Below are 20,693 nucleotides of genomic sequence, written 5' to 3'. Positions count from 1 at the left end.
GAAGAGCACGGGTTTTTTGCGGGAATCGCGTTTTCGCCAAATCCCGCGGGCACAGTGCCGCCAAACGTCCGGCAACGCATCCGAACCGAAACCATCTCGACGGCCGCTCCATGCCCTTTCGCCTTCTGCCACCCGGCGCCGCGCTGCTGCCGGCCCGATCGATCGCCCACCCGGCGGGCCGTGCGGGTACTGCGAGCCTCGCAGGACTGGTGACGTCGCTCGCTCTCGCCACCAGCGGTTTCGCGCAAAGCGTGCCGCCGGCGACGGCGACGGCGCCGCTCGGCGGACCGAGCGAGCCCGCCGCGCCTTACGCCGCGCCGCCGCAAGAGGCGCCGCCGCAAGAGGCGCCGCAGCAGGGGATGCCGAGCCGGCGGCCGGGCCTGTTCGACGAGGTCGGCGGCTGGTTCGGCTCCGGGCTGAAGTCGCTCGAGGCCGGCACCAGGGCCGCCCAGGACGCGGTGCGCGACGCGACCGACGGCCTGCCGTCACCGAGCCTGCCGACGCCGTCTTTGTCCTGGCCAAACCTCGCTCTGCCGAGCCTGCCGTGGCCGAGCCGTTCCGCCGCGAGCGAGACGCCCGCTCCGGCGGAACCGGCGAGCGAGGCGGCAGCCCCCTCCCCCGCCGTCCCCGATCCGGCAAGCACCGCAGCGGCGGTGCCCGAGCAAGCTCCGCAAAAAACCGAGGCGCCGGGCAAAAGCCTGCTCGAGGCGGCCGCCGGGCTGGCCGACGGGATCGGCTCCGCGGCGTCGGCGATCGGGGTGGGCCGGATGGCGGGCACCACGGTGAAGGGGCGGGAGAAATGCCGGCCGGGCGCGAACGGCGCGCCGGACTGCGCGGCCGCCGCGACGATCCTGTGCAAGGCCAAGGGCTACCAGGACGGCAGCAGCGTCGACACCGAGACGAGCCGAAGCTGCTCGGCGCAAGCTCTGATCGCGACCGGCTCGGCGAGCCGCGCCTGCGGCACCGAATATCACGTCACCCGCGCGGTGTGCCGCTGATCAGCCGGCCGGCGCCGGCGCGCCCCGCAGAAAAGCGGCGATCGCCGGATCGGCCTCGAGCGCCGCGAGATCGTCGGCGGTCGGCAGCTGCGGCCGATCGCGCACGGCATCGACCAGGCAGAGAAAGCCCAGCGGCGAGGCGCCGGTCGCGCGGAACTGGTGCCAGGTCATCGGCGGGATCGACACGAGATCGCGCTCGCCGACCGCCCGCACCTCGTCGCCCACCAGGCAGTGCCCGGCGCCGCGAAAGATCATCACCCCGTGCACGTGCGCGTGCCGCTCGAGCGTCGAGAAGCCGCCCGGCGCCACCTCGAAATAGCGCAGCTCGCCGGCGAGGTTCTGGTCGGAGAACAGCACCTGCCGCGTGACCGCCTTGAACAGCGCGCGGTCGTCCTCCTTGTAGGGACGGCATTCGACGCCCTGCCACCGGTAATCCGGCTCGGCCGTGCGGAAGGCAGACGGGCTTTTCGAAGTGTCGTGTTCGCTCATGGCTCACCTTTACGGCACACCTTTATAGTGATGGCCGTGCACCCGCGCCACGAAGGCTTCGGTCTCCGCGACCAGCCGCGGCCCGGCCGCGAGCAAGGCTCCGCCGATCAGCAGCACGACATCGGCGCCATAAGTGTCGAGCAGCTCCGGCACCCGCGCCTGCGTCATGCCGCCGGCCGGCACCGGAAAGCTCGGCCTGAGGTCTTGCCACGGCCCCCGCGCCGCATCGGCCAATTCGAGGCACGTCTCGCGCGAATAGCCGAACCGGCCACCAGCGTTCGGAAACACCACCGCATCGGCACCGAACAGGCGAAACAGCTTGCCGAACAGCAGCGGCGGCGCGATCCGCGCGGCCCCGCCCAGGCTCGGATGGGCGAGCACGGCGATGTCCGGGTTTTCCGCGACCAGCGTGTGGACATTGGCGACGCCGAGCACCATCGGCGCCACCATCACGGTCGTGAGCCCGGCCTTCCGGGCGCACGCGACCTGCGTGCGCAAGCGGTCGAGATCGCCCGACAGGCTCGGCGCATAGAGGATGTGTCGGCCACGGCGCGCCGCCACCTCCTGCAAGGCCTCGGCGACCGCCGCGACCCGCTCCGCGAACGGCGAATAGGCTTGATCGGCGAGGCCGTGGTCGTCCTTGACGATGTCGACCCCGCCCTCGGCGAATTGTTTCGCGAGATTTGCGAGCGCCTTCGGCCGCAAGCCCTGCGGCTTGAGCGCGGTGCAGGTGAGCGCCCGCCCGAACGCCGAGAGGCGCGTGCGCAGCCCGGCAATTCCGTGATGCGGCCCGCCGAATGCCGTCGCGACCTCCTCCGGCAGCTCGACATCGGCGAGCACCACGTCGTCGTGCAGCGAGGAGTTGCCGAACAGCATCGAGAGAAGCTGGCCGGCGTCGTTGCCGACCGTCGCCCCGGCGAGCCCGATCCGCACCTCGAACAGCGCCTCGTCGATCGGCGAGATCGCCTCGACCCGCCCGACGATGCCGTCCCGCACCGACGGATCGTCGATCGCCGAAACCGGCATCTCGACGCTCTGCTCGACCGCGAGCGCAACGGCGCGCGCCTCGATGGCGGCGGGCTCGGCGCGAACCCGGTAGGTGACCGTAAGACGTGACGCCACGCGGACCTCGCTCGCCCACTCGCTGCCCGAGCCGTCGACAAAAAACATTTTTCCCGGCCGGCGACTTTATCGCGTTGCGATCCGTCCGGAAAACGTCACGGAGATAACCGCTTCGGTGCGCTTTCGCACGCCAAAAGAGCGAAAAATTCGCCTGCTTCGTCAATCCGCTGGAGCTTCCGCGCCGGGCCTCCCGGACGCTCCCGAGCCCAAACTCCGCCACGAACGGCTGTTGCAGTCTCCTGGGGATTTTTCGGGGGGAGCGGGAATGGGAGAAGGACCAGCGGTCCTTCGGCTCGTGGCGGCCCATGCGCCGCCGCACCGTTCGGACGCCACCACGTCCGTCTTCGCGATGCCGCCTTCCGCGGCGTCGCGCTCCGGTGTCCGCCCTGCCGTGGCGTATCCGCGGCGGCGGCCGATCGATCCCCGACCCTTCGCGATGCTGCACCCGTCGCCCGCCCCGGTCTTGGCCGGAGCGCGGGTCCATGCGCCATCGCGGGCGGAGGGCGGCGGACCTCGCCGCCTCCGCGGATCGACCATCGGGCCCGCGCCTCGTGCGGGCCCCGACCGGACGGTGACATCATGGACGTGGAAAAAGCGCGGCACGACGACACCTGGACGATTCCCCGCCGTCGCGACGCGATGACCCGCGAGCGGCTGCTGCGCGCCGCCCTCGCAGTGTTCGCCGAGCGCGGCTTCGCCGGCTCCTCGGTCCGCCGCATCTGCCAGCGGGCGCGCGCCAACCCGGCGGCGATCAAGTACTATTTCGGCAGCAAGGAAGGGCTCTATCACGAGGTGCTGCGCTCGGCCGGCGCGGCGTTCGACACCGCCGAGCTGCGGGCGATCGCCGACGACGACGCGACGCCGGAGGCGATGCTGCACCGGATGATCCGCCACCAGCTGCTGCCGGTGCTCCGCCGCAACCGGATCGGCCGCTATCTCCGCCTGTTCGCCTGGGAGGACTTGTCGCCCACGCGAACCTTTCGCGATTTTCTCGCGGCCGAGCAGGTGCCGGTGCTGTCGACCGCGGCGACCATCGTCCGCCGGCTGCTGCCGCCCGACACCAGCCCCGAGGACGTCTCGATCACCACCGTCTGGCTGATCAATCAGGCGACGCCGTTCGTGCGGGGGCGGGAGACCCTGTCGGGGCCGCCGTTCGACCTGCGCTACGACGCGGCAATGATCGACCGGCTGGCGGAGCGGCTGACGCATCTCGCGCTCGCCGGCCTCGGCGCCCGCCGGATCGGCTCGACCGAGCACTGACGCCGAACGGCCGCGCCGTTCATCGGCCACCGGACACGGACACGAAAAAGCCCCGGCCGCCGGGCCGGGGCTCTTCGTCGATCGCGCCGCTGATGTCGGTCGGGGACGACGCGATGAATATCGGCCGAGCCACGCCGCGCCGCCACGGGGTGGCGACTGCTTGCGGGTGGAGGCGGTTTCGGGAAAGAGCCTCCCGTCGTTCCGGGGCACCAGCGATGGACGGTGACTAGGCGTCCGGCACGGGCTTCGCCGAGCCCTTGCGGTCGCCCCGTCGGGAGTCGGGGAGACCGGTGCGAGGCGCCCCGGAACGAGCGGGAACCAGTGAATCAGAAGATCAGATGTCGAGCTCCGGGAACCGGCGGCGTGCATCCTCGCGCATCCGGCGGACCTGACGGATCGTGTCGGCGACGCCGTGGACGACGCGGACCAGGATGTTCGGCTCGGTCGAGCCGGTGACGTCGTGCGCGAGATCGGCGGTCAAGGTGCGAATCATTGTTTCAACTCCCCTTCGGCTCCGCAGCGTCCGTCGAAAACCCGGTCGGTGACCGGTGTCGCGGCGCGGATGCCGGTGAACGTTTCGATGAACCGAATATGACCCTCCGGGGCCATGCGAAAAACGGGGCGCCAGGATCGGCATTGGTGAATAATTATCACAAGAAGAAAATTGCGCCGCGCGCACGGCCTGGAAAGAACATCCCCCGGCTGAAATCCGGCGGGCGGGCCGGGTGCACTGCACGCAACGAAGAACGCCCCGGCCGAGGCCGGGGCGTTGCGCCGCAAAAGTGTCGCCGGCAGGCGACCGGATCACAGATCGAGGTGCGGAAATCGCCGGCGCGCCTCGCGGCGCATCCGTCCCACCTCGCCGACGATGTCGCGCATCGTCTCGACGGCACGGGCAAAACCGCTGCGCATGCCGGTCCGCGCGTGGCGATCGTCGGCGCCGATCGGTGTCGTGGCTCGAACCATGGCTCTCCTCCTTCTGTCCTCCCGGGGGCGAGGCCGTCCGGGGACCGATATTTCGTCCTCGCGCTCGATATGGGTGCGGGCGCTCACGACATTAGGGACCAACTGAGACACCGATTGTTGCCCCGCCGGACCAGACCGTCGTCGTCGAGCCCCGCATCATATGCATGGCTCACCGGCTCCAGGTCACGAGCTCGGCTCCCTATCCCGGCGCTTCGACCGGTCGGAGCGCCGGTCGGCCTCGCCTACGAGCGGCGGGCGGCGGGCGCAAGACACCGCCTGGAGCGCAAACCGACGAGAGAGGGGACGAAAACGCCGACGCCCGCCGGTCCGAAATGCTCGGGCCGACGGGCGACGGGTCGGGACACGTGTTTCCGCAGGGTCTCGAAGCCGATCGAAGCTCCGTCGCCTCACATGTCGAGCGAAGGAAGATAGGGGTACTTCTGCTTGGCCTCTTCCTGCAGCCGGCGGACGTTCCGCATGGTGTCACGGAAGGAGGCGATGGCGCTCTGCAGACGGGCGCGCGCGCCGAGCGGACGGGAGTCGCGATTCATCGAAGCGTTGCGAGACATTGTTCACTCTTTCGTATCGGTTCGGTCGGACGAATTCGGGTCGGTGCCGTTCGGCGATGTCCGTTGGGCTCAATATGATTGATGTCGCGGCGGAAAAAACCCACTTCTTCGGACGCCGATCGATGAATTTTTGGAAAATATAGGCGTATCAGCAGCCATGAAGCGAAGTTCTGCGCTTCACTCACGTAAAAATAGCCGATTTCCGAAAAGTCGTGTACGTTCGAATTCACCCCTTTTAACTTAGACGACGACGGTCGGGACGCTGTGTAGCAACAAAGGCGACCGCCGAACCCGGCCATGAAATGACCCGCGATTCCTTTTAAATGGCGAAGGACCCTCTCCCGTCCTGCGCTGCTGAGCGAGGGCCGGCTCTGCGGCGCCCCGCCCAGCGGCGGCAGCCCCCCGTGGCCTTTTCCACGGCTGCGGCGCCACGATGGTTGCGCCGGCCGGCGCGGGCCGCTACATGCGGCCGGTCGGGAGACGGAAAATCCCGCAGAATCACGGGTCGAGGAATCATGCGCGCCGAAACTCAGTCGGTCGTCGAAGAGATCAAGCAGTCGGTCGGGCTGCTGAGGAGGCATCTTTGACTTCGATCGGGCCCGTGCACGCCTGGCGGAGCTGAACAAGCTCGCCGAGGACCCCGAGCTGTGGAACGACCCGCAGCAGGCCCAGCGCCTGATGCAGGAGCGCACCGGCCTCGAGGACAGCCTGGAGGCGATCGGCCGGATCGAGCAGGATCTCGACGACAATGTCGGGCTGATCGAGCTCGGCGAGGCGGAGAACGACGCGTCGGTGGTCGCCGAGGCGGAAGCCTCGCTCGACAAGCTGAAGGCCGAGGTCGCCCGTCGCCAGCTCGAGGCGCTGCTCTCCGGCGAGGCCGATCCCAACGACACCTTCCTCGAGGTGCATGCCGGCGCCGGCGGCACCGAGAGCCAGGACTGGGCCGCGATGCTCCTGCGGATGTACACCCGCTGGGCCGAGCAGCACGGCTACAAGATCGAGTATCTCGAAGAGACCGAGGGCGAGGAGGCCGGCATCAAGTCGGCCACCATCCAGATCAAGGGCCACAACGCCTATGGCTGGCTGAAGACCGAGCGCGGCGTGCACCGGCTGGTGCGCATCTCGCCGTTCGATTCGAACGCCAGGCGCCAGACCTCGTTCGCCAGCGTCGACGTCTATCCGGTGGTCGACGACCGCATCGTCATCGACATCAAGGAGTCGGACGTGCGCACCGACACCATGCGGTCGGGCGGCGCCGGCGGCCAGCACGTCAACAAGACCGAATCGGCGGTGCGGCTGACCCACATCCCGAGCGGCGTCGCGGTGGTGTGCCAGGCGGAGCGCTCGCAGCACAAGAACCGCGCCACCGCCTGGAACATGCTGCGCGCCCGCCTCTACGAGATCGAGCTGAAGAAGCGCGAAGCCGCCGCCACCGCCGAGTTCGAGGCCAAGACCGATATCGGCTGGGGCCACCAGATCCGGTCCTACGTGCTGCAGCCGTACCAGATGGTGAAGGATCTGCGCACCGGCGTGCAGACCTCCGACACCGGCGGCGTGCTGGACGGCGATCTCGACCCGTTCATGGAGGCGACGCTGGCGCAAAAGGCGTTCGGCGGCGGCCCGGCCGAGATCGAGGACGTGGAGTGACGCGCGGGCGGCTGGATCGCATGCGATCCAGCCCGGCGGAGACTGGACGATCGCCGCCATCGAGGCGCTCTGCGGCGAGCGCGGCGTGCGCTGCAGCCCGCCGACCGGACGCGCTCGCCAGGGTGCGGGACGCGATCGAGGCATGGGTCGCGGAGGCGCGTGCGCTCGGCCGCGCCGTGCCGCCACGAAACACGTCTCCGTTGTTCCCCTCGCGGGTCGAGGATAGGCTCGCGGCATGACCGAGCTGTTGGATCGAGCTCTCGCCGTCGCCCGCACCCTGCCGCCCGACGCGCAGGACGACATTGCCCGGATCGTGCTCGCCTTCTCCGGCGACGACGAGGCGGTCGTGCTTTCCGAGGATGAAAAGGCGCCGGTCGAGCGCTCGAAGCAGGCGGCCGCGGCAGGTGACTTCGCGACCGACGACGAGGTCGAGCGGCTGTGGCGACGACACGGCCTCTGAGGGTTCGCTACACCCGCCCCGCACTCGCCGATCTCGAAGCGGCCCTCGCACACATCGATCACCATTCGCCGCAGGGCACGAAGCGGGTCAAAGCACGCCTTCGCGCCGTGATCGGCCTCGTGGCGCGCCATCCCCGGATCGGAAGCCGGACCGACGATCCGGCCATCCGCCGGCTCACGGCGGCGCCTTTTCCCTATCTCGTCTTTACGAGATCACGTCCGACACGATCGTCATCCACGCCGTGCGGCACGCGGCGCGCGACCCGGCATCGATGCCGGGAGCCGCCGACTGAACGTCTGCCCTGCCTTCCCCCGCCATTCCTGCGCCCGTTTCCCCCACCCTCGGCCGTACTACAGACGACGCCGGAGCGTGGCGTCTCGCGCCGCGCCGCCGTCACGGCGGCACCGTCGGCGCGTGGCTTTCTTTCGGGGGAAAACATGGTCTCCAGTGTCGGTTCGAGCGACCTGTCGAGCGTCTGGTCGCTGATGCAGCTTCTGCAGTCGAGCAGCACGAGCAGCTCGTCGAGCACCAGCGCCGCGGACGCCTTCATGCCGCCCCCGCCGCCGGACGACGACGACGGCGGCGAGCGGCAGGCGCGCGGCAGCGGCGGAAGCGGCAGCCTCGCCTCCGACATGATGGCGCTCTTGATGACGATGCAGCAGGCATCGGGCGGCAGCGGCACCGAGAGCACGAGCAGCGGCGCCTCCGAAACGTCCGGCGTGTCGGCGATCGGCGGGGGTGCGCCGCCGCCCCCGCCGCCGTCGATCGACGACATGGCCTCGAGCCTGGTCTCCGCGGTCGACAGCGACGGTGACGGTTCGATCTCGAGCAGCGAGCTCGACTCGTTCGCCACGTCGAACGGCGGCACCAGCGACGATGCGAGCGCGATCCTCTCGTCGCTCGACAGCGACGGCGACGACCAAATCTCGGTGTCCGAGATGGCGAGCAGCCTGCGCACGCTGTTGCAGACCATGCAGAACGCGCTCGCGAGCGCGCCGACCGGCAGCATGTCGGTCCAGGCGTAACTCGCGTCGCACCACCCTCGCGACACGAAAAAGGCCGGACACTCGCCCGGCCTTTTTCTTCGTTCGAACCGGGTGCCGCGAGACGGTCGCGGCCTCACCGCGACCAGTGCCCGCTCACAGCGAGCCGATCCGCAGGCCGGCGCGCAAGAATTTCTGCGGGTCGACCGGCTCGCCGTCCACCCGCGTCTCGTAGTGCAGGTGCGGCCCGGTCGAGCGGCCGGTCGAGCCGACCCGGCCGACCACCTGGCCGATCTTCACCCCCTGCCCGACCCGCACCAGAATTTCCGACATGTGGCCGTAGCGGGTGACGAGGCCGTTGCCGTGGTCGACCTCGACCATGCGGCCGTAGCCGCCGGCCCAGCCGGCCGAGGTGACGGTGCCGTTGGCGGTCACCCGCACCGGATCGCCGGTATGGCCGCGGAAATCGACGCCGGTGTGCATCGCCGGACGGCCGAGAAACGGATCGAGCCGCACGCCGAAGGTGGAGCTGAAATCGACCTCGCCGGTGATCGGCTTGCGGATCGGGATCACCGACAGCGTCTTGGTCAGCCGGTCGGCCTGGGCGCGGGCGAGCCGCACCCGCTGCAGGCGGCGCTCGAAGGCGGCGGGGCCGGCGAGCTTGACCGGCACGAACGGCCCGCCGATCTGCCGCTCGGGCGGCAGCGCGTGGTCGAGCCCGAGATCGGCGAGCACCGCGCGCACCCGGCGCACCTTGCCGTCGTAGCTCTCCTCGATCGAGCCGAGCCGATGCGCCTGGCGCTGCTCGAGCCGGTCGAGCGCGGTTTCGAGACGGGCGATCTTGCCCTCGAGGCCGGGCCGGATGTCGCGGCCGGGGGCCGCCATCATGCGCGCCGGACGGCGCGACTCGAGCCGCGCCTCGCGGTCGGAGGGCGCGCGAAACACCACGGTGTCGCCGACCGGCGTCGGCTTCGGCAAGCCGTCGCCCGGCTCCTCGGCCCGCGGCTCGAGCGAGGAGGAGCGGCGCGGCACCCGGGTCGGCACCGAGCCGGTGGTCGCCGGGCCGTCGTCGTCGATGCCGCGGATCGCGCCGGCCCGGCCGTCGAGCATGTTCTGCCGGCGGATCACCTGCTCGAGCTTTTGCTCGAACTGCTCCTGGTCGAGCAGCTGGCGGGTGGTCACCCGGTCGACCTTTGCGCGCATCTCGGCGATGCGGTCCTGATAGGCCGCCTCGACCTCGGCCTGGCGGGCGATCATCCGGGTCACGACGTCGTCGTGGAAGGCGAAATAGCTCGCGGTGACGACCGACCAGCCGGCCATGACCACCAAGGTGCCGACCACGGTCCAGAAGGCGATCGGCCCGACCCGGAGCTGGCGGCCGGCATAAGCGAGCGTCAGCGCCTTGCGCGGCAGGGCGGCGCTCGCCGGGGCCTTCTTGCGCGGCGCCGGTTTGGGCGGTGCGGGCGCCCGCTGGGCCGGCGGCTCGGCCCGACGGGCGGGCGGCTCGGACGTGCGGGGACTTGCTGCGGCACGAGGATTTGCGGCGGCACGAGGCTCGGCTGCACGTGATGGGGCGGGCGGCTCGGCGGCGCACTGCACCTCGGACGGGGCAGCGGACTGCGGTGCCTCGGGCCAGGCGGCAGCCACGGCATGCGGGGCGGGTCCGCGCGGCGCCGCATGGAGGGGCGCGACATGCTGAACCGCCGCATGGCCCGCGGCGCGCGACGCGGCACTCGGCGGGGCGGCGGCCGATGCCGCGGCCGAGGCGGCGTGCCGGACCGGAGGCGGGGCGGCGTGCGGGGCGACGCGGGACGGGGCCGCCTGGGCGTGCACCGGCCGCACCGGCGCGGGCCGTACGGGGGCCGGCTGGACGATGGAAGGCCGGACCGGGGCGGGCTGGAGCGGCTCACGACAGAGCGGCTCGGATCGCACGGGCTCGGATCGCACGGCCGCGACACGGGCCGGAGCAGCTCGGACGGGCGCGGCGCGGCTCGGCGCCGCCTCGGCGCGGACGGCCGGTGCGCCGGCGGCGGATAGTTGCGTGGACTGCAGCCGCGCCGCGGCGGCCTGCACGGCGGCGGCCAGCGGATGCTCGCGGATCGGCGTCTCGCGGCTGACAGGCTCGTAATTCGGCCGATGCGACATTCCCATTCCCCGGCGGCCCGGAGACACCTCCGGCATGCACGGGGACGGATTGAAGGCGCCGCATGGTAAAGAATCGGCAAACGGCCGAGCGAAAATTTTTTGCACCGCTCGCCTGTCGTGCCGGCTCGCCGGTGGCCGAGCGCGGTTTTCGTGACGCCATCCGACCACTAGCCGTCGTCCGGGCGTCGCGGGGCGCCTACGAGGCCCGCACCGCCGCCAAAACCTCGTCGGCGTGGCCGTCGACCTTCACCTTGTCCCACACCCGGGCGATCCGGCCGTCCGGCCCGATCAGCACCGTGCTCCGGGTGATCCCCTGAAACGTCTTGCCGTACATCGCCTTCTCGCCCCACACGCCATACGCCTCGAGCATCGCATGGGTCTCGTCGGAGGCGAGCGGCACGGTCAGCTCGTGCTTCCTGCGAAACGCGTCCTGCTTCTTCGGCGGGTCGGCCGAGACGCCGAGCACGGCGGCGCCGGCGGCGTCGAATTCGTCCTTCAGCAGCGAGAAGGCGCGCGCCTCGCGGGTGCAGCCGGGGGTGTCGGCCTTGGGGTAGAAATAGACCACCAGCGCCCGCCCGGCGAAGTCCGAGAGGGCGACCTCGCTACCGTCGTCGCGGGGTAAGCGGAAGTCCGGAGCGGGCTCGCCCGGGCGGGGTTTCACGGCCATATGCCTTCCTTTCGACGCTTTCGCAGCGCTCTCTCCAAGTCGGGACACCGGGATCAAGCCTCTGATCGATCGAGTGATGTACGCGGGCCTGCGCCCGCTCCGCCGGATCGTGCGTCGAGGCATTGTGCGGGCAGGGAACGGGGCCGTCCAGATCGCATGCGGGACAAGGAAGACTGTCCGAAGCTCGCGGGCCTGCGGAGCCTGGAAGCGAGCCTCCATCTGCACCGCTGCGCCGAGGCGGCGCGGGCCGCGTCGGCCCGCGAGCGCGCCCCCGCCGGTGCGGCGACGTCTTCTCGAAAGCCCCGTCTCCATCGTGTCGTTCGCACCGCCGCGGTCGGCGCCCTCCGGCTGCACGGCGCCACCGCCCGGCTCCTGCGCCGGCGCTCGGTCCGCATCGGGCTCCTCGCGAGCGGCGGCACCGCGCTGACGGTGCTGGCGATCGCCGGCGGCCTGTGGCTACGGCTCGGCAGCGGACCGATCCCGCTCGACATCGCCACCCCCTGGCTGACCGCGGCGATCGCCGACAATCTCGGCGACCGCTACAAGGTCGAGGTCGGCGGCACCGTGATCGAGCTCGACGAGAACCGCCGCATGGCGGTGCGGGTGCGCGACGTGGTGGTGCGCGACACCGACGGCACGGTGGTCGCCACCGCGCCGAAGGCGGAGGCGGGCTTCACCGCCTTCTCGCTCCTGACCGGCCACCCGCGGGCGGAAAGCATCAACCTGGTCGGCGCCGAGATCGCGCTGCGGGTGGAGACCGACGGCACCGTCCGCGTCTTCGCCGGCGCCGACAAGCGGCCGATCGCGACCTCCCCGGTGATCGCCTCGGCCGACACCGACACCGCGGTGGCGCTGCCACCGGACGCCGCCGCCCCCGCCTCCTCCGCCCCCTCTTCGGCCTCCCCTTCCGGCGCCCCCTCCTCCGCCGCGCCCCCCCTCGGCGCCGCACCGGCCGGCGCGCCGGCGACCGCCGCCACCCACGCCCGCACGGTCGGCGAGAACGTCGCCGCCCTGCTCGCCTGGATCGACAGCCTCGGCACGCTCGGGCTGGACGGCGGCGCGCTCGCCGAGGTCGGCCTCAAGAGCGGCAACCTGGTGGTCGACGACGCCCGCAGCGGCCGCCATTCGCGCTTCGAGAACATCCATCTCAGCATGACCCGCCCGCATCCGGGCGAATTGTCGGTGACGCTCGGCTCGCAGGACCCGAAGCGGCCGTGGGTGGTGGTCGGCGCGGTGAAGCCCGCCCCGGACGGCACCCGCACGGTGCGGATCGAGGCGCGCAAGGTCGCGCTGCACGACCTCTTGATGGCGGCGCGCGCCGATTCGGGGACGATGCGCACCGACCTGCCGGTCTCCGCCAGCCTGCGCGCCGACATCGGCACCGACGGCACGCCGCAGGTGGCCGGCGGCCGAGTGCTGGTCGGCCCCGGCGAGATCGTCGACACCGCCGACCCGCGCAACCGCATCGCGGTCGACCGCTTCGAGGCGACGCTCGAATGGGACGCCGCGCGCGGCATCGTGCTGTCGCCGTTCCAGCTGGTGTCCGGCTCGACCCGGATGACGCTGATCGCCCAGGCCGAGGTGCCGAGCGAGCCGGGCGCACCGTGGCGGCTCGGCGTGCGCGGCGGCAGCGTGGTGCTCGGCGCCGGGCACAAGGACGCCAAGCCGCTGCTGATCAATCGCGTGCTGATTCGCGGCGCGTTCGACCCGACCACCCGGCGGCTCGACATCGAGCACGGCGAGGCGTCCGGCGGCGACGTCAACGTGGCGATGTCCGGCTTCGTCGACTTCGCGACCGCCGATCCCAAGCTCGCGGTCGGCATGGCCGCCCGCAACCTGTCGGCGACCTCCTTCAAGCGGATGTGGCCGCCCTTCGTGAACCCGCCGGTGCGCGAATGGGTGATGAAGAACATGGCGGGCGGGTCGATCGACCGCATCGAGATCGCCACCAATGCGCCGATGTCGACGCTGCGCGACGGCGGCCCGCCGGTGCCTGACGATGGCCTGTCGATCGAGGTGGCGACCACCGGCACGCGGGTGCGGCTGGTCGACATGCTGCCCGAGGTCCGCGAGTCCGACCTGCTCCTGCGGGTGCGCGGGCGGCGGATCACCGTCGGGCTCGGCCACGGCGTCGCCGAGCTGCCGTCCGGGCGGCGCATGACGGTGTCGAACGGCGTGTTCGAGGTGCCGGATTCGCAGGGCAAGCCGCCGGCCGCGACGGTGCGGGCAAAAGTCGACGGCCCGGCCGCGGCCGCCGCCGAGTTCCTCGGCCTCGAGGGCATCCGCGAGACCGCCGGCGCGCCGCTCGACCCGACCCAGGTGCGCGGCACCGTCAGCGCCCAGGTGCAGGTCTCGACCACGCTCGAGTCCGACCCGCCGCCGGAAAAATTCGGCTACGAGGTGACCGCCGACCTCACCAACTTCTCCGCGGACAAGTTCGCGATGTCGCAGAAGGTCGAGGCGCAGACGCTGCGGGTCACCGCCGACAAGCAGGGCTGGCAGCTCGACGGCAACGTGCGGATCGCCGGGGTGCCGGCCGCGGTCGAGTACCACAAGGCCGCCGACCAGAATGCCGCCGAGGTGCGCCTCACCGCCACCATCGACGACGCCGCCCGCAACAAGCTCGGCTTCGCCGCCGACGGCGGCCTGTCCGGCCCGGTGCCGGTGCGGGTCGCCGGCCGCATGCCGGTCGGCGACGGCGAGGACAGCCGCTTCGCCGTCGAGGCCGACCTGACCCACGCGAAGATCGACAACCTGCTGCCGAGCTGGGTGAAGCCCGCCGGCAAGCCGGCCCGGGTCGGCTTCACCTATGTCGGCCGCGGCAAGGCCGCCCGCTTCGAGGACGTGGCGATCGAGGGCTCGGGCGCCGCGGTCAAGGGCACCGTCGAGCTCGACGGCGAGGGCGACCTCGCCGCGGCGAACTTTCCGGTGTTCGGCCTGTCCGACGGCGACAAGGCGACGCTCAAGGTCGACCGCGCCCAGGACGGCATGCTCACCGTCGCGGTCCGCGGTGACGTCTATGACGGGCGGGCGCTGATCAAGTCGGTGATGGGCGGCTCCTCGACCGGCCACAAGCAGCGCGAGGCGGCGACCGACGTCTCGCTCGACCTGAAGATCGGCGCGCTCGCCGGCTTCAACGGCGAGGCGTTGCGCGCGGTCGATCTCGACATCGTGCGGCGCCGCGGCCGGGTCGAGGCGTTCAAGCTCGCCGCCAAGATCGGCGTCGACCAGACGCTGACCGGCGACCTGCGCGGGCGGGTCGGCGGCGGCGGCCAGGTGATCTATCTCGAGAGCAACGACGCCGGCGCCCTGTTCCGCTTCACCGACACCTATGCCCGCATGTTCGGCGGCCAGATGTGGGTGGCGATGGACCCGCCGAACGCCGACACCAAGCCGAAGGAAGGCCTGTTGAACGTGCGCGACTTCGCGGTGCGCGGCGAGCCCTCGCTCGACCGGGTGGCGGCGGGCGCGCCGGGCGCCGGCAATCCTGGGGTCGAGTTCAGCCGCATGCGGGTGGAGTTCATGAAGTCGGCCGGGCGGCTCACCATCCGCGACGGCGTGGTGCGCGGGCCGGTGATCGGCGCCACCCTGGAAGGCACGATCGACTATGCCGCCAACGCGGTGCGGATGCGCGGCACCTTCGTGCCGCTCTACGGGCTCAACAACGCGTTCGGCCAAATCCCGATCGTCGGCCTCTTCCTCGGCGGCGGCGACAAGGAAGGCTTGGTCGGCGTGACCTACGAGGTGGTCGGCACCCCCGGCGCGCCGATGCTGCGGGTCAACCCGATCTCGGCGGTGGCGCCGGGCGTGCTGCGAAAATTCTTCGAGTTCCCGAGCGCCCTGTCGGGCGGCCACGTCACCCCGCCCGCCGACATCCGCTCCGCCGTGCAGTGAGGACGGCCGCTGCGACTGCCGCGGCAGCCGCAGCCCCGCCGGTCAGCCGGTGACGAACTCGCTCTGCCGATAGCCCTGCGCGTAGAGCAGCGCGGTGAGGTCGCCGTGGTCGATGCGCGCATCGGCCGCCGAGGCGACCGCGGGCTTTGCCCGGAAGGCGACACCGAGCCCGGCCTCGTCGATCATCGCGAGGTCGTTCGCCCCGTCGCCGACCACCAGCGTCTCGGCCTGGGCGAGGCCGCGCGCGTCGCGCAGCCGGTGCAGCGTCATGCGCTTGGCCTCGCGGCCGACGATCGGCGGCACCAGCCGGCCGGTCAGGCGGCCGTCGGCGCCGATCTCGAGCGTGTTGCCGACATGCTCGTGAAAGCCGATCGCCCGGGCGATCTTCTCCGTGAACAGCGTGAAGCCGCCCGAGACCAGGCAGGTGTGGGCGCCGCTCGCCGCCATCGTGCGCACCAGCGTCGGCCCGCCGCGCGTCAGCGTGATGCGGTGGGCGATCACCTCGTCGATCTTCTCCACCGGCAGGCCGGCGAGCAGCCCGACCCGCTCGGCGAGCGCCGGCTCGAAGGCGATCTCGCCACGCATCGCCCGCTCGGTGATGGCGGCGATGTGCGCCTTGCGGCCGATCAGGTCGGCGATCTCGTCGATGCACTCCTGGCGGATCATGGTGGAGTCCATGTCGGCCAGGAGAAGTTTTTTCCGCCGCCCGGCGAGCGGCTGGACCACCACGTCGACCGGAAGCCCGCCGACCGCGGACCGCACCGATTCGGCGATCGCGTGCTCGTCGAGCGGGCCCGACGGAGTGAACGGCAGGTCGACGGCGATGCCGTCGGCGAGCCAGTCCGGCACGCCGCCGCGCGGCAGCACCAGCCGGGCGGCCGCAGCGGCCCGGCCGTCGAGCACCGGATCGTCCGGGCTGGTGATCACGGTGGCGACGTGGGTCGCCGGCCCGGAGGTCGAGGCGGCGGAGGTCGAGGAAGGGTGGGTCATGTCGGTTCCGAGACAGCCGGTCAGTCGAGCACGTGGCTGACCAGCCCGTCGGCGAGCTTCGGCTCGAACCAGGTCGATTTCGGCGGCATGATCTCGCCGGCGTCGGCGACCGCCATCAAATCCTCGAGCCGGGTCGGAAACAGCGAGAAGGCCGCCGCCGCCTCGCCGGAGGAGACCCGGCGGGCCAGCTCGTCGAGGCCGCGGCCACCGCCGACGAAGTCGATCCGCTTGTCGCGCCGCTGGTCGGTGATGCCGAACAAGGGCTCGATCGCGTGCTTGGTGAGCAGCGTGATCGGCAGCCGGCCGACCGGGTCGTCCGGGATTTTGCCGGGGTTCAGCGTCAGCGCGTGCCAGCGCCCGGCGACGTAGAGGCCGAACTCGTTGGGTGCCGCCGGCCGCACCGCAGTCTCGCTCGGCGTGACGGAGAAGTCGGCGGCGGCGAGCGCCGTCAGCAGCTCGTCCGGCGACCGGCCGTTCAGGTCTTTCATCAGGCGGTTGTAGTCGAGGATGGTCATCTGGTGGTGCGGGAACATCACCGCCAAAAAGCGGTCGTGCGCGCCGGCGCCGCCCGCCGCCCCCGCCCCGCGCGCCTCGGCGATCCGCGCGGCCGCCGCCGAGCGGTGATGGCCGTCGGCGATGTAGAGCACCGGCAAGGCGTCGATCATCCGGGTGAGCTGGGCGACCGTCTCGGCCCGGCTCACCACCCACATCTCGTGCCGCACGCCGTCGTCGGCGGTGACGTCGACGTCGCGCTCGCCCTCCGTCACCTGGGCGAGCAGCGCATCGAGCCCCGGCTGGTCGGGATAGGCGAGCATCACCGGGCCGGTCTGGGCGTTCACCGCCTCGATCTGGCGGACGCGGTCGTCCTCCTTGGCGAGGGTGGTCAGCTCGTGCTTGCGGATGCGGTTGGAGACGTAGTCGGCGACCGAGGCGGCCACCGCGAGGCCGGTCTGCACCCGGTCGCGCCAGGTGAGGCGGTAGACGTAGTAGCTCGGCACGGTGTCGCGAATCAGAACGCCTTCGGCGACCATCCGGTCGAGGTTTTCGCGGGCCTTGGCATAGACCGCCGGGTCGTAGGGGTCGATGCCGGGGTCGAGGTCGATCTCGGGCTTGGAGACGTGCAGAAAGCTCCACGGCTTGCCGGCGGCGCGCACCCGCGCCTCGGCGCTCGACAGCACGTCGTAGGGGGGAGCGAGAATCTCGGCGGCGCGGCCCGGCGCGGGGCGCAGCGCGCAGAACGGATGGACGAGGGACAAGGGGAGCTCTCCGCTTGAGCGAACCAGGAAACGCTCTCGTTTAGCACTTGCCGCTCGGCACGGAAGGGTCGGCCACAGAAATTGCATGGTCGAGGCCTCGGGTTTCGCATCACGCGAGGCGGAGATCGAGAAGGCGAGGAACGATATGGCGCCGCTGATCGCCCTGACGGGCGCGACCGGCTTCATCGGCCGGTATCTGCTGCAGGACTTGCCGAAGCGCGGCTTTCGGGTGCGGGCGCTGCTGCGCCGGCCGGCTGGCGTGCCGCTCGACGCGGCGAGCGCGGTGATCGGCGACATCGCCCGGCCGCAGAACATGTCGGCGGCGCTCGCCGACGTCGACGCGGTGGTGCATTCGGCAGCACTCGCCCCGGGGCTTCTGTCCGGCACGCCGGAGGACGACTACCGGGTGATGAACACCGAGGCGACGGTGGCGCTCGCCCGGGCGGCCGAGCGGGCCGGGGCGAAGCGCTTCGTGTTTCTCTCCTCGATCCGCGCCCAGGCCGGGCCTTCGGCCGCGGCCGTGCTGACCGAAGACGCGCCGGCAGCGCCGGAAAGCGCCTATGGGCGCTCCAAGCTCGCCGCCGAGCAGGGGCTGGATGGGCTCGCGCTCGACTGGGTGGCGCTGCGCCCGGTGCTGGTCTACGGGCCCGGCGTGCGCGGCAACATGGCGGAGCTGGTAAAACTCGCGCGCTCGCCGTGGCCGTTGCCGCTCGGCGCGCTGGCGGCGCGGCGATCCCTGCTGGCGCTGGACAATCTGTCCGCGGCGGTCGCGACCGTCCTCACCGCGCCCGGCCCCCTGCGGCGGCCCTTCGTGGTCGCCGACCGCGAGGTCTTGACGGTCGGCGAGATGGTGGCGGCGCTGCGCCGCGGTTTTGCGCGCCCGCCCGGCCTGTTTCCGGTGCCGACGCCGCTGTTGCGGGCGGGCTTCGCCCTCGGCGGCCGCGCCGAGACGTTTCGCCGGCTCGCCGAGCCCTTGGTGGTCGACACCTCCGCGCTCGCCGCGCTCGGCTGGCGGCCGGAGGTCTCGACGCCGGAGGGGTTGGAGCGGCTCGCCGCGGCGGAGGCCACCATCGCAGCCGGCGGGTGAACGGATTCGACCGGCAGCGATTACGTCTTCGGCAGGACGTTGGAGGTCTTCAAGAATCGCAACGGCCGCCGCCGGTGGATTTCGATTGCGCCCCGTGCCACACGAGTCGGACACGGCCACCCCCCGCAAAACCCCCGCCAGCCGGACCCGACGCATGCACGATTCCGCTCACGACCACCACGCGCACGACCACTCCCACGGCCATTCGCATGCCCACGGGCCGGGCCACAGCCACGCCCCGAAGGATTTCGGAAAGGCGTTCGCGATCGGCATCGCGCTCAATGTCGCCTTCGTGCTGATCGAGGGCGGCTTCGGCTTCTGGTCGAACTCGGTCGCGCTGGTGGCGGATGCCGGGCACAATCTTTCCGACGTGCTGGGCCTCGTCGTCGCCTGGATCGCCGCGGTCTTGTCGAAGCGGCCGCCCTCGCCCCGCTACACCTACGGCCTGCGCGGCTCCTCGATCATGGCGGCGCTGTTCAACGCGGTGTTTCTGCTGGTCGCGGTCGGCGCGATCGCCTGGGAATCGGTGCTGCGCCTGCTCGACCCGCAGCCGGTCGCGAGCCTCACCGTCATCGTCGTCGCCGCCATCGGCGTGGTGATCAACGGCATCACCGCCTGGCTCTTTTTCTCCGGCCGCGAGGGCGACCTCAACATCAAGGGCGCCTATCTGCACATGGCGGCCGACGCCGCGGTGTCGGTCGGCGTGGTGATGGCCGGCCTCCTGATCATGCTGACCGGCTGGCTGTGGCTCGACCCGGTGATGAGCCTCGTCATCGTCGCGGTGATCGTCGCCGGCACCTGGGGCCTTCTGCGCGACAGCGTGGCGATGTCGCTCGACGCGGTGCCGCCGGGCGTCGACCCGGAGGCGGTGCGCGCCTTTCTCGGCCGGCAGGAGGGCGTCGCCGCGGTGCACGACCTGCACATCTGGCCGATGAGCACCACCGAGATCGCCCTCACCGCCCACCTCGTGATGCCCGGCGGGCATCCGGGCGACGCCTTCCTGCGCCATATTGCCCACGAGTTGCGCGAGCACCACGCGATCGGCCACGTCACGCTGCAAATCGAGCGCGAGGGCGCGACCTGCCCGCTCGCCCCCGACCACGTGGTGTGACGGGCGCCTTGCCGAGCGCGCGACAATCACTACCTGAGGCGGATCGTTCATCAGGAGCACAGAACACGATGTTCGGGCTGTTTTCGCGCACGCCGGTGAAGGACCTCGAGGCCGAGGAGGTGGCGGCCGAGCTCGCCGCCGACAGGATCATGCTCGTCGACGTGCGCGAGCCGAACGAGACCGCGCAGGAGCGAATCCCCGGCGCCGTGCTGATGCCGCTGTCGCAGTTCGACCCGGCAAAGATCCCCGATCCGCACGGCCGCGAGGTGGTCTTTTCCTGCCGCAGCGGCGTGCGCTCGGTCACCGCCTCGCGCAAGGCGCAGGCGGCGGGGCTGCCCTATGGCGCGCATCTCGCCGGCGGCCTGCTCGCCTGGAAGGCGGCCGGCCTGCCGACGGAGAGCTGAGGCGGACGACGTACGGCTTCGGCGGCAAGCCCGACATCAGGCGTGACACGTCGATTTGCACCAGCGCGTTACCGAATTCTCGATCCTTCCGCGTTAGTGGAGTAGGTTCGAAGAATCGTCGTGAGGAAGCCGACATGCGGGCATTGCCGTCGAACGCCGCGCCGTTGAAGGCCGTGATGGCCGGAGCAGCGCTGGCCGTCGCCATCGGGCTCGGATCGGGGACGGCGAAAGCCGACCCGTGGGGCATCTGGTCGCCGCCCTCCTGGGCCACCTGGTATCCCTGGTGTGCCGATCTCAACAACGGCTTGTCCGAGCAGACGCAGTGCGTCTACACCAACCTCGCCCAGTGCACCGCGACGGTGCGCGGGGTCGGCGGCTCGTGCAGCCCGAACCCCTATCCGCCGCCGGCGCCGGTGAAGACGTCGCGCAAGAAGCCGCGCGCCTATTACCGCTGACACGGCGCCCGACCGAGCGCCCCAGCCCGACGACAACCGCCAGCCCGGCGGCCGCGCCGCCGGCCCCTTTCCGGAGGAGCCGCATGCGCCGCCTTTGCTCTCATACCAACGGCGATAGAGACCGACCTCGTCCTGAGGAGCGCTCCGCAGGAGTGCGTCTCGAAGGGCGAGGCCACGGTGCGGGCCTCAT

At 71.3% G+C, this 20,693-nt stretch carries 19 protein-coding genes and 1 pseudogene; 11 read left to right on the top strand and 9 right to left on the bottom strand.

Translation table 11 applies throughout. The features are described from left to right. Positions 1-110: 110 nt before the first annotated feature. A complete protein-coding gene (locus A33M_RS22270; protein WP_052026959.1) occupies positions 111-998 on the top strand; it encodes a hypothetical protein in 888 nt (295 codons plus the stop codon). Here the strand turns inward: A33M_RS22270 and A33M_RS08495 are convergent, their stop codons facing one another. Together A33M_RS08495 and A33M_RS08490 are read right to left on the bottom strand one after the other, a co-directional pair. After that, complete coding sequence (locus tag A33M_RS08495; RefSeq protein WP_008385777.1) at positions 999-1,487, bottom strand: cupin domain-containing protein; 489 nt, start codon at positions 1,485-1,487, stop codon at positions 999-1,001. Positions 1,488-1,496: 9 nt separating this feature from the next. Then, positions 1,497-2,609 (bottom strand): RuBisCO large subunit C-terminal-like domain-containing protein, encoded by a 1,113-nt coding sequence (locus A33M_RS08490; RefSeq protein ID WP_008385774.1) that lies wholly within the window; start codon positions 2,607-2,609, stop codon positions 1,497-1,499. A 579-nt stretch (positions 2,610-3,188) separates the two neighbouring features. Here A33M_RS08490 and A33M_RS08485 point away from each other — a divergent pair. Then, positions 3,189-3,869 (top strand): TetR/AcrR family transcriptional regulator, encoded by a 681-nt coding sequence (locus A33M_RS08485; RefSeq protein WP_008385771.1) that lies wholly within the window; start codon positions 3,189-3,191, stop codon positions 3,867-3,869. Positions 3,870-4,203: 334 nt separating this feature from the next. On the opposite strand, the gene A33M_RS23795 is transcribed toward A33M_RS08485, so the two are convergent. The 3 genes from A33M_RS23795 to A33M_RS23785 form a co-directional block, all read right to left on the bottom strand. After that, the gene (locus tag A33M_RS23795; RefSeq protein WP_008385769.1) at positions 4,204-4,362 is read right to left on the bottom strand and encodes a hypothetical protein; all 159 of its coding nucleotides are present in this window, start codon (positions 4,360-4,362) and stop codon (positions 4,204-4,206) included. A gap of 311 nt (positions 4,363-4,673) precedes the next feature. Beyond that, entirely contained in the window at positions 4,674-4,835 is a 162-nt protein-coding gene (locus tag A33M_RS23790; protein WP_008385767.1) for a hypothetical protein, read from the bottom strand. Between the two features lie 407 nt (positions 4,836-5,242). Then, positions 5,243-5,404, bottom strand: coding sequence for a hypothetical protein (locus A33M_RS23785; protein ID WP_008385765.1), 162 nt, complete (start codon positions 5,402-5,404; stop codon positions 5,243-5,245). 515 nt (positions 5,405-5,919) lie between these two features. Here A33M_RS23785 and prfB point away from each other — a divergent pair. From prfB to A33M_RS24850, 4 genes and pseudogenes are all read left to right on the top strand, one after another. Then, positions 5,920-7,051, top strand: a protein-coding gene (gene prfB, locus A33M_RS08475) for a peptide chain release factor 2 (RefSeq protein WP_157223389.1) whose coding sequence is annotated in 2 segments (ribosomal slippage) — positions 5,920-5,988 and positions 5,990-7,051 — 1,131 coding nt in all. Because the reading frame shifts where the segments join, the coding sequence is not laid out codon by codon here. Positions 7,052-7,286: 235 nt separating this feature from the next. Beyond that, positions 7,287-7,511 (top strand): hypothetical protein, encoded by a 225-nt coding sequence (locus A33M_RS08470; RefSeq protein ID WP_008385760.1) that lies wholly within the window; start codon positions 7,287-7,289, stop codon positions 7,509-7,511. Beyond that, positions 7,490-7,711: pseudogene (locus A33M_RS25360) on the top strand (type II toxin-antitoxin system RelE/ParE family toxin); the annotation flags it as partial. The gene A33M_RS08470 and the pseudogene A33M_RS25360, both read left to right, overlap by 22 nt. Positions 7,712-7,948: 237 nt before the next feature. Next, complete coding sequence (locus tag A33M_RS24850; protein ID WP_052026955.1) at positions 7,949-8,536, top strand: EF-hand domain-containing protein; 588 nt, start codon at positions 7,949-7,951, stop codon at positions 8,534-8,536. A gap of 114 nt (positions 8,537-8,650) precedes the next feature. Here the strand turns inward: A33M_RS24850 and A33M_RS08460 are convergent, their stop codons facing one another. Both A33M_RS08460 and bcp read right to left on the bottom strand, forming a co-directional pair. Then, positions 8,651-10,141, bottom strand: coding sequence for a M23 family metallopeptidase (locus tag A33M_RS08460; protein WP_202801825.1), 1,491 nt, complete (start codon positions 10,139-10,141; stop codon positions 8,651-8,653). Between the two features lie 694 nt (positions 10,142-10,835). Continuing rightward, complete coding sequence (gene bcp, locus A33M_RS08450; RefSeq protein WP_008385757.1) at positions 10,836-11,306, bottom strand: thioredoxin-dependent thiol peroxidase; 471 nt, start codon at positions 11,304-11,306, stop codon at positions 10,836-10,838. A 156-nt stretch (positions 11,307-11,462) separates the two neighbouring features. Between bcp and A33M_RS08445 the strand changes: the two genes are divergently transcribed. Then, on the top strand, positions 11,463-15,200 hold the full coding sequence (locus tag A33M_RS08445; protein ID WP_008385756.1) for a YhdP family protein: 3,738 nt from the start codon (positions 11,463-11,465) through the stop codon (positions 15,198-15,200). Between the two features lie 42 nt (positions 15,201-15,242). Here the strand turns inward: A33M_RS08445 and serB are convergent, their stop codons facing one another. Together serB and A33M_RS08435 are read right to left on the bottom strand one after the other, a co-directional pair. Beyond that, positions 15,243-16,190 (bottom strand): phosphoserine phosphatase SerB, encoded by a 948-nt coding sequence (gene serB, locus A33M_RS08440; RefSeq protein ID WP_008385755.1) that lies wholly within the window; start codon positions 16,188-16,190, stop codon positions 15,243-15,245. 20 nt (positions 16,191-16,210) lie between these two features. Further along, positions 16,211-17,446, bottom strand: a complete 1,236-nt coding sequence (locus A33M_RS08435; protein WP_008385754.1) for a DUF1015 domain-containing protein — start codon at positions 17,444-17,446, stop codon at positions 16,211-16,213. An 85-nt stretch (positions 17,447-17,531) separates the two neighbouring features. Between A33M_RS08435 and A33M_RS08430 the strand changes: the two genes are divergently transcribed. From A33M_RS08430 to A33M_RS08415, 4 genes are all read left to right on the top strand, one after another. Further along, positions 17,532-18,533 carry an NAD-dependent epimerase/dehydratase family protein gene (locus A33M_RS08430; RefSeq protein ID WP_008385753.1) on the top strand — a complete coding sequence of 334 codons (1,002 nt, stop codon included), beginning with the start codon at positions 17,532-17,534 and terminating at the stop codon, positions 18,531-18,533. 154 nt (positions 18,534-18,687) lie between these two features. Further along, the gene (locus tag A33M_RS08425; RefSeq protein WP_008385752.1) at positions 18,688-19,644 is read left to right on the top strand and encodes a cation diffusion facilitator family transporter; all 957 of its coding nucleotides are present in this window, start codon (positions 18,688-18,690) and stop codon (positions 19,642-19,644) included. 68 nt (positions 19,645-19,712) lie between these two features. Beyond that, positions 19,713-20,048: a rhodanese-like domain-containing protein gene (locus A33M_RS08420; protein WP_008385751.1), complete on the top strand. Its 336-nt coding sequence runs from the start codon at positions 19,713-19,715 to the stop codon at positions 20,046-20,048. Positions 20,049-20,182: 134 nt separating this feature from the next. Continuing rightward, a complete protein-coding gene (locus tag A33M_RS08415; RefSeq protein ID WP_008385750.1) occupies positions 20,183-20,503 on the top strand; it encodes a DUF3551 domain-containing protein in 321 nt (106 codons plus the stop codon). Positions 20,504-20,693: the final 190 nt, after the last annotated feature.

It is taken from the genome of Rhodovulum sp. PH10, from assembly GCF_000293785.1.
Classification (GTDB): domain Bacteria; phylum Pseudomonadota; class Alphaproteobacteria; order Rhizobiales; family Xanthobacteraceae; genus Rhodoplanes.
The sequence above is the reverse complement of the archived record's forward strand: the minus strand, read 5'-3'. Positions and strand labels throughout refer to the sequence as shown.